This window comes from Paraburkholderia sp. BR10954 (assembly GCF_040965775.1).
Taxonomy (GTDB): domain Bacteria; phylum Pseudomonadota; class Gammaproteobacteria; order Burkholderiales; family Burkholderiaceae; genus Paraburkholderia; species Paraburkholderia youngii.
Genome location: NZ_JBFRCK010000087.1, coordinates 1 through 8547, shown reverse-complemented (window position 1 = coordinate 8547; position 8547 = coordinate 1). Strand labels below are relative to the sequence as shown.

Sequence of the window (8547 nt, the reverse complement as noted above, 5' to 3'; positions counted from 1 at the left end):
CCACCGGCTGGTCCATCGTCAGCGACGCCGTATGCGCTGCCCGTGTCGCGATCGCGTTCGCGTCGGTGCCGTAATACGGTTTCACGTCGAGCCAGGTGCGAACCGCCGCGTAATGCCGGAACAGCGTTGGGGAGGTCTCAGTGTCGTAGCCGAATTGCACGGTGTCGCCGATATCGGCGGCTGCCCGAACGTGTTCAACGACGCCGGCCGGAATGGTAGCGAGCGGAGGGAAATAGTGCAGTTGCTGAAAGACTTTCAGCAGCACCAGCAGGCCCAGTCAAGGTCGCTCGCCGCGCGTTGACCGGCGTGCCCATTCGAGCTCGTCGGGCAGTGGCGTGTAGCAGGTTTGCAGTTCCCGGGGTGCCAGGACCTCGGGGAAGCGCGGGTACGCGGTGCGTTCGAGGGTAGCCATTGCGGATCGTCCGGATCGCAGAGGGCCGCTCAGATTAGCGCAAGAAAAATCAGACGTTACTGCACAAATCGTAATAACCGGCGCAGTCTTTATAACTACAAGGCTTATGATAGGAATTTACGCTTACCTTGTTGATATCCCGTAAGGGCTGCCCGCAATGCGCCGAACTCGCGTCGTACTGCTTGCGGATCCGCGCGTATCAAGCTGCCTCACCTCGTAGATCCCTGATATGTTGGTAAACGGTGGCTCGCCCCATCCCCAGTACGTTGGCTACATAGTTCGCAGCGCTCTTGCCCTTGAAGGCTCCCTGTGCCCAAAGCGCTTCGACCAGTTCGCGGCGGTGGTCGCGGGTTAGCGAATTTAATGCCAACTGGCGTTCCTGCAACCACGTGTGAAGGAAGGTATTGATGCGCTCCTGCCAGTCGTCCCTGAACAGTTCATCAGGCTGCTTGACTACGCCGGCGCCTGAGATCACGCGATCGATGACATGCTTCATGTCCTCGAAGACCGCGATGTTGTAGTTCACGCACATCACGCCAACGGCCGTACCGGTGTCGTCAAAGAGGACGGTGCTGACGCAGCGCATGCGTCTACCATCCCAGTTGATCTTTTCATACGGCCCGACGGTGCCCGACGCTGCTGAATGATCAATCTCCTCCAATGCGGATTCGTCGCCGAGCTCCCGTTTGGACAGGTTATTGGCAATGTAAGCAACCGTCTGACTTTGCAGGTCGTGAATCACTATCTCGACGTACGGGAAAAACAGCAACGCGATACCGTCGGCGACGCGACTGTATCGGTCCAGCAGAAGGTGGCGGGTAGCGGTTGTCTTGGGTTTTCGCATAGGGGTTTCGAGTTTCGGGCAGTGTGCACGTGTTTCCGCGGCGGTGCTGCAAATCTGCGAGATGTGTTGCATTTTGCCATGAGCGACGCCCGGCTTTAGCGAGGCTGGCCGCCCGGCTGAGGCGAGGCGATACGCGCATTGGTCCAGATCAGTCATGAAGCAGTTTGCCGTCGATGCGTTCTGGACGCGCTGCGTTCCCACCAATCATCGCTATGCGCTGACCGGGCGCAGCGACAGCAACGTGCGCCCGTGCGATCAGAACTCCGGCTGTGCTTGCGCTGATGCGCGTACGTTGCGCTGGAACGTTACCGTCGCAAGCGACTATCTCCGCGATAGTCTCGCCGTGCTCAACCTGGTCACCACATTCCGCTTTCCATGAAATCACTTCCGCGACCGGCGTCGCGATGTGCGCAACAGCATTGAGCGCAAACACCTGTGGGTCGAAGCCGACGGCCTCGACGGCATCGCTTCTGACGATACCTTCTGCCTGTAAGAAATGGACAAGGCCGGCGGCGTCGGCGGCGGCAAGTTCGTCGCTGACGTCGCGCTGGCCGCGGCCAATCGAGGAATCAGAACACACGCCAAACTGCTTCAAAAACCTCCACGCGTCCCGGAACGCCTGATCGAACGTTCCTCCGCCAGCGTTATCTACGAGGATCAGAACGCGCGCTCCCATACAGCGACTCAGTGCTCTCGCGCGATCGTCATGATCCCAGGAGCTGTAAATATGCATAATCGCTGTCTTGTCACAATGCAAATGAATGACGGAGCAGTGCTACAACCCGCGTATCCACTGACCCGTCTCCTCTCACTTCGCCGTCGTTCCAGCGGAGCCATTGAATACAGCCAGAATCAAAAGTCGAGCAGGAGGCTGCCGCGATTTCTGTCCCGCACCGGACGCTCACCCGCGAGAAGCGCCGCTCGTTGTCCGGGGCGCACCAGCTTGTGCAGTTGTCTCACGATCATCAACCCGTCGACATCGCTGAGGATTCGCACACGCTCGTTGAACGTTCCACCGTCGAGGCGAACCACTTCGGCAATGACCTCGCCGGCACTGACCGGGTCACCCGGTGCATTGTAGTAGACGATGACACCGGCGACGGGGCACTGGAAGTGAGACGCACCATCGAGCGGAAAGACCGCAACCCGGCCAGCGGCAAAGTCGGCCGCTGTGGGGACTTCGGCCGTCAGTACGCCCTCGCGAGACAGAAAGCGCAGCAGATTTGACGCATCTCTCGAAGCCAGTTCGTCGCTCACGTCTGCCTATCCGCGCAACTCGATGGTCGCGCTAAAGCCGCTCTCGTTTTCGGATAGGAGACCTGCCGCCTGTACCGTTCCCCAGCCGCTGGAATGCACCTGATCGAAAGCTCCGCCGCCAGCGTCACGCGGTTCAATCAGAGCGACCGGTGCGCCCATGATTTCCGCAAGTTCTGTGGCCCGCTGACGCTGAAGTTCAGAGGCATAAACATGCGGGACGCAATCCGTATCGCAATGCAGGTCGAGCACGATGTCATGCTCGATCGCCAGTCTGGCGAGTTCCCGCTTCATGACTTGCGCCGGGCTGGTCGCAACAATCTGAGCCAGGCTGTCAGCAAATAGCGCTTTCCACTCGCCCGGCGTCATCTTGCCATCCCGGGCGTTGGCGATGTGTGCAGCTACCCGCTCATCGAGAAGCCGGAAGTTGCGATTGAAGTTCTCGCCGTTATCAAAGTCGAAGCGGCCAGCAATTGGCCCGAAGAGCCGTTGCGACATACCGATCGGATTCGCGTAAGGCACAATCGTCACGAAGCCATCAATCGCACCGGCCGCATCGAGCTGCTGAAGCTGCTCAAGCAGATGCTGAAGCACGAGCAAGCCGGGATGTTCGTCGGCATGAAGCCCAGCATGCAAATAGGCACTGCGTCCGTTGGACCGGTTGCCAAACTGGTGAGCCACGAGATTAAGACTGACACCCGGGGCGGGCGAAGGTAGCGGAATGTCCAAACGCCGGTGGCTCATCAATGCTCCTGTGCCCGTCTGAGGACGTGTCTGAGATGAATCGGGATCTGCCGATACCTTGATATTGAAGCCGGCGACCGAGCTGGCGGCGCATCACGCGGCGTGTTTTCCACCCAGATATCTGAATAGCTCGAATGCAATGGCCACGTCTTCGAGGCCGAGCCCAATCGAGCGGAAAAACGCGTGTTTTTGATAGGACGGCTTTTTCGCCGCACCGGCTACAAGTTCTGCCAGATCGCCTGAGACGCTTTCGGACGACCAGCCATGCCGCTCGGCGGCCAACTTCATTTCGCCAGCGCTGGATGGGGTAGTCCGCCGGTAGTCGCAATAGACATCCATTTGTGGGATCCAAGCAGGCGGCATTTCGTGAGCATTTGCGGCGTTGGTGCTGATGGACGTAATGAGGGTGGGCTGGCTGAGCATGCCTTCGTTCAGCACGGGAGTGCCGGATGATGTGCATAGGGCAACCACATCGGCATTGCCTACGCAATCCTCTATCGTGGCGCAAACGGTAACACGTCCATCCAGAGCAGCGATCTCCGCGCGTTTGCCGGTGTTTTCTCGCAACTCGGGCGAAAACACGTGAATCGACTCCCATGGCCGCACCGTCGCCAGGTGGCGCAGATGAGCCTGCCCGACTGCACCTGCGCCGACGATCGCGAGCGTGCTGGCATCGGTCCTGGCTAGCTCATCCACCGCGAGCGCGGTGGCGCCGGCCGTGCGCTCTGTTGTGAGCAGGCCCGAATCACACCACATCAGAGGCTGCCCAGTTTCCATCGACATCAGCGCGGTCCAGGCGGTGATAACGGGTTTCGACGGCGTGATGATGTATGGCGAGAGCTTCGCCCCGAATACTTTGGCACCCGCCATGACGCCGAGATACGTGATGAAGTCTCCCTCTCCGCCGGGAAAGAGCGTCAGCGTCTGCGGCGGCTGCACGGCCGTTTCTTTCGCGAGCGAGCGGAACATCCGGGTCAACGCATTGCGCACATCCAGATGGGGTAAGGCCTGGCGAACGGTTTCCTGACTGACGATGAGGGGGAATGCTGCGGGCGTGGTGCTCATTCGAACTGCTCTCCGGGACGGAGCCGACCATCGGCGTTGGAGGCAATTCTAAGTCAAAATGTCCAATCTGGAATTTTATTTTTGAAAAGTCTTGCTTTTGTTTTAGTCCAGAATAGACTCTCGTTCCAGAGAGGGCAGACGGCGTTTCTTCCGGCAGCCGCGTGCAATCTCTCCAGGCAGGCACTCGGCGGTCATTCGCGCCGCATCGGCGATCCCAACCACATAGGGAACCATCATGCTTCAGAAGATTTCACTCTCGCTTTTCGTCGCGGCTTCGTTGCTCGGTTCGGTCGGCAGCGTCAGCGCGGAAACCCAGGATACTTTGCGATTCGGCATCGAGGCAGCCTATCCGCCGTTTGAGAGCAAGTCGCCTGCGGGCCCGCTGCAGGGCTTCGACATCGACGTCGGCAATGCCGTCTGCGCCAGGATGGGCGTGAAATGCCAGTGGGTCGAGAATGCGTTCGACGGGCTGATTCCCGCGCTGCAGGCCCGCAAATTCGACGTGATCAATTCGGCGATGAATATCACTGGTAAGCGGAAACAGAGCATCGACTTCACACGGCCCATCTACATCGTGCCAATCGTTACGGTGGCGAAGCGAGGTTCCGGACTGCTGCCAGACGTCAAGAGTTTGCAGGGCAAACGCGTGGGTGTGCTGCAGGCATCTTCACAGGAGGATTTTCTGAAGCGCCACTGGGCGACTGCGGGCGTATCGATCGTCTCCTACGCTGACCAGGATCAGGTGTACGCGGATCTGGTTGGCGGGCGCGTCGGACGCTGCCGTTCAGGAAGCACAGACGGCACAGGACGGCTTCCTGAGCAAGCCGGCAGGTCATGACTACGCCGTTGTAGGGCAGCCGCTCAGTGATCCGGCTACGCTTGGTGAAGGCACCGGTTTCGGTCTGCGCAAGGGCGACAGGGCGCTTCTCACCAAGGTAGACGCTGCGCTCGACGCGCTGAAGAAAGATGGCACCTTGAGCGCGCTTTCGCAGAAATATTTCAAACGCGACATCATAGCGAGATAAGGGCGCGTCAAACCGGTGCGGGATGGCTCCGCACCGGCCTCGCGGGCGCGAGGTCGTATTCACGCGCCCCGTCGGGACAGGGAAGAGCAGAGCGAGTCTATGGATTTTGATGTCATCGTGCTGGGGGCCGGGATCGTTGGCGTATCTTCTGCGCTGCATCTGCAGGATCGTGGGCGGCGCGTGGCGCTGGTCGATCGGCGCGGGCCGGGTGAAGAAACCAGTTTCGGCAACGCGGGACTGATCGAGAGTTCGTCAGTTGTTCCCTACGCGTTCCCGCGCGACCTGGCCACGCTGCTGCGCTACGCACGCAATCGTTCGACGGAACTGTACTGGGACTATCGCGCGCTGCCTCATTTCTTCACCTGGCTGGCGCGCTTCTGGCGGGAGTCGTCTCCCGAGCGGCTGATGGTCGCGGCGCGAGACATGCTGCCCTTAATACGCCAAAGTGTTGCTGAACACGAGTTGCTGATCGAGCGTGGCCGCCTTGGGAGCCTCGCTCGTGACAGTGGCTGGATCGAGGCTTTCCGCAGCCCGGCGGAATTTTCAAGGCAAAGAGCCGCGGCCGAAGTTGCGGCGCGTACTTATGGATTGCGGGTCACGGTACTGGATTCGATCGCGCTCGGGGCGCGCGAGCCTGGCGTTGCGGACAAATTTTGCGGCGCGTTGCACTGGCAGGACCCGATGAGCATAGTGAATCCTGGCAAGCTCACGAAGGGCTACGCGCGTCTGTTTGAAGAGGCTGGCGGGACGCTGTTGATCGGTGATGCGACCACACTAAAGGCCGAATCGGGCGGGTGGAGTGTCGAGACATCGTCGGGTACGATCAGCGCGAGCGAAGTGGTCGTGGCGCTGGGGCCGTGGTCGGATCAGATCTTCCAGCCGCTGGGATACCGCGTCCCGTTGCGAGGGAAGCGCGGCTATCACATGCACTATCAACCGACGAGACCGCTTCTGTCGATGCCGCTGGTCGACTCGGAACAAGGCTATGTGGTCGCGCCGATGGAGGGCCGCCTGCGGCTGACTACGGGCGTCGAGATTGCCAGACGCGATGCGAGACCGACAGGCATCCAGTTGGAGCGCGCGGAGCGTACTGCCCGACCGATATTTGGTCTCGGTATGCGTATGGACGAGGCCCCGTGGCTCGGCCTGCGTCCTTGCACGCCTGACATGCGGCCGGTGATCGGGCGCGCGCCTCGTCATCACGGACTCTGGTTCGCGTTTGGGCATAACCACCATGGGTTGACACTGGGGCCCGTGACGGGACGTTTGCTAGCGGAAATGATGACGGGCGCGCAACCCTTCGTCGATCCACATCCGTTCCGCCCCGAAAGGTTCGGCTAGTTTCCGTCGCTTGAATGAAGCGGCTCATGTGAACACACGAGGGCAGCGCTTCAGTTGCCTCAAACACTCGCACATATTTGAAGAACAGGAGAGCGAAATGAAGATCAAGGACTTCGGCGTTGAGCGCTGGATGGACCTATATGAAACGAAATGCACGTACAACCTGGCTGAAACCTGCGTGGAATCGCTGACCGTCGACCAGTTGCTGACCCTCACGGGCAAGCAGGACAGCATTCTTGACGAACTTCGCGGGCTCAAGCTCACTTACGGTGCCATCGAAGGTTCGGCCCGATTGCGTGAAACGATCTCGGCGATGTACACGAATCAGTCGCCCGATAATCTGATCGTGACGCACGGCGCGATTGGCGGTAATGCGCTGGTGTACGAGACGCTCGTCGAGCCGGGCGACACGGTCATTTCGGTTCTGCCTACCTACCAGCAGCACTACTCGATTCCGGAAAGCTACGGCGCCGACGTACGAATTCTGAAGTTGCGTGAGCAAAACGGATTCCTTCCAGATCTCGATGAATTGCGCAGTCTGGTTAATGACAGAACCAGGCTGATCGCGATCAACAACCCCAACAATCCAACTGGCTCCCTGATGGGCGAGCAATTTCTCGCCGAGATCGGCGAGATTGCGCGATCATGTGACGCTTACGTGTTGTGCGACGAGGTCTATCGCGGCACTGATCAGGAGGGTAGCGGCTATACCGCTTCAATCGCTGACGTGTACGAACGCGGCATCAGCACCGGTAGCATGTCCAAAACCTATTCGCTGGCGGGTCTTCGGCTCGGTTGGGTCGCCGGACCGAAAGATCTGATTCGTGCCGTCGCGATTCATCGCGACTACAACACGATCAGCGTCGGTATGATCGATGATCACTTTGCGTCCATTGCGTTGGAGAATCGCGCGGCGATTCTCGCTCGCAACCACGACATAGTGCGGACGAACCTTGCGATCGTGGATGCGTGGATTGAAAAAGAACCTGCCATCTCATACGTCAAGCCGAAGTCCGGAACCACGGCGCTACTGAAGTATGACCTGCCCATGTCTTCGCGCGAGTTCTGCATCGAGTTGATCGAACAGACTGGCGTGATGTTGACGCCGGGCAGTGCGCTTGACATGGAAGGGTATGTGCGCCTTGGATACGCCAACAACCGGACAGTGCTGGAAGCGGGGCTCGCCAAGATCTCACAATTCCTGGCGCAAAGAGGTTGATCTCTTAATGGTGACAGGTCCCATCTCGCTATAGCCAACCTACGGCGCCTGAGGCTGACCTTGAGCAGCCTCAGGCGCCGGTGATCAACGTTCCTTGACCGTCTTTCGAAGGGCGGGGGTTGCTACGATAGCGGGAGTCGCCTTCTTTGCGGCCGCTCTCCTTCTTGTACCGCGTGTCGAGCACACTGAGGAAATACGAAAACTGCATCCGCACTCGATCAGATCGGAGTTCCCCAATGAGCTGACTAGAACACGTGGGCAGAGAAGGCTGCGTGTACAAGTGCTGGAGAGCGCGGTGGGTGTATTTGGGGTTGACAGTACCGATCGCACTCGATATTTTTCTATGGTCCACTTACTACCGGTCCAGCTTAAGAGGTTGTCGGGTTTCTCATGCTCGACTCCCCGTCATATCTCGAAGGTCTGCTGCTTGGCGCTGGGCTCTTTACCTCGGTTGGTCCCAAGGACGCGCTCGTCATCAGGGCGTCACTTAGGACGCGCCATCTTTATCTCATAGCCTTAGAGCGTGTTAGGAACTTCGATTGAGACCTGGTATCCTGGCGGGATGAAAAGAACCGACCGCAAAGGGTATCCGACAGATGTGTCGGATGAGGAATGGAGTTTCGCGGCGCCGTATCTGACGCTG

Annotated in this window: 7 protein-coding genes and 3 pseudogenes; 4 read left to right on the top strand and 6 right to left on the bottom strand. The window is 59.3% G+C overall.

From position 1 onward, the window contains the following. From AB4Y34_RS39890 to AB4Y34_RS39865, 6 genes and pseudogenes are all read right to left on the bottom strand, one after another. Positions 1–412: pseudogene (locus AB4Y34_RS39890) on the bottom strand (DUF4158 domain-containing protein); the annotation flags it as partial. Positions 413–611: 199 nt separating this feature from the next. Next, the gene (locus AB4Y34_RS39885; protein WP_368719133.1) at positions 612–1328 is read right to left on the bottom strand and encodes a transcriptional regulator; all 717 of its coding nucleotides are present in this window, start codon (positions 1326–1328) and stop codon (positions 612–614) included. 76 nt (positions 1329–1404) lie between these two features. Then, positions 1405–1932: a succinylglutamate desuccinylase/aspartoacylase family protein gene (locus AB4Y34_RS39880; RefSeq protein WP_368719132.1), complete on the bottom strand. Its 528-nt coding sequence runs from the start codon at positions 1930–1932 to the stop codon at positions 1405–1407. A 176-nt stretch (positions 1933–2108) separates the two neighbouring features. Further along, positions 2109–2513 (bottom strand): hypothetical protein, encoded by a 405-nt coding sequence (locus AB4Y34_RS39875; protein WP_368719131.1) that lies wholly within the window; start codon positions 2511–2513, stop codon positions 2109–2111. A 6-nt stretch (positions 2514–2519) separates the two neighbouring features. Then, a complete protein-coding gene (locus tag AB4Y34_RS39870; RefSeq protein ID WP_368719130.1) occupies positions 2520–3254 on the bottom strand; it encodes a succinylglutamate desuccinylase/aspartoacylase family protein in 735 nt (244 codons plus the stop codon). Positions 3255–3347: 93 nt separating this feature from the next. After that, positions 3348–4319: an ornithine cyclodeaminase family protein gene (locus AB4Y34_RS39865; RefSeq protein WP_368719129.1), complete on the bottom strand. Its 972-nt coding sequence runs from the start codon at positions 4317–4319 to the stop codon at positions 3348–3350. A 235-nt stretch (positions 4320–4554) separates the two neighbouring features. Between AB4Y34_RS39865 and AB4Y34_RS39860 the strand changes: the two are divergent. The 4 genes and pseudogenes from AB4Y34_RS39860 to AB4Y34_RS39845 form a co-directional block, all read left to right on the top strand. After that, positions 4555–5344: pseudogene (locus AB4Y34_RS39860) on the top strand (ABC transporter substrate-binding protein). A 99-nt stretch (positions 5345–5443) separates the two neighbouring features. Beyond that, positions 5444–6685, top strand: a complete 1242-nt coding sequence (locus tag AB4Y34_RS39855; protein ID WP_368719128.1) for an NAD(P)/FAD-dependent oxidoreductase — start codon at positions 5444–5446, stop codon at positions 6683–6685. 97 nt (positions 6686–6782) lie between these two features. After that, positions 6783–7904, top strand: coding sequence for an aminotransferase (locus AB4Y34_RS39850; protein WP_368719127.1), 1122 nt, complete (start codon positions 6783–6785; stop codon positions 7902–7904). A 562-nt stretch (positions 7905–8466) separates the two neighbouring features. Further along, positions 8467–8547, top strand: a pseudogene (locus tag AB4Y34_RS39845) (IS5/IS1182 family transposase); the annotation flags it as partial.

Coding starts and splice junctions, on each gene's coding strand:
- AB4Y34_RS39885 (WP_368719133.1), bottom strand. CDS start 1,328: ATGCAACACATCTCGCAGATTTGCAGCACCGCCGCGGAAACACGTGCA.
- AB4Y34_RS39880 (WP_368719132.1), bottom strand. CDS start 1,932: ATGGGAGCGCGCGTTCTGATCCTCGTAGATAACGCTGGCGGAGGAACG.
- AB4Y34_RS39870 (WP_368719130.1), bottom strand. CDS start 3,254: ATGAGCCACCGGCGTTTGGACATTCCGCTACCTTCGCCCGCCCCGGGT.
- AB4Y34_RS39865 (WP_368719129.1), bottom strand. CDS start 4,319: ATGAGCACCACGCCCGCAGCATTCCCCCTCATCGTCAGTCAGGAAACC.
- AB4Y34_RS39855 (WP_368719128.1), top strand. CDS start 5,444: ATGGATTTTGATGTCATCGTGCTGGGGGCCGGGATCGTTGGCGTATCT.
- AB4Y34_RS39850 (WP_368719127.1), top strand. CDS start 6,783: ATGAAGATCAAGGACTTCGGCGTTGAGCGCTGGATGGACCTATATGAA.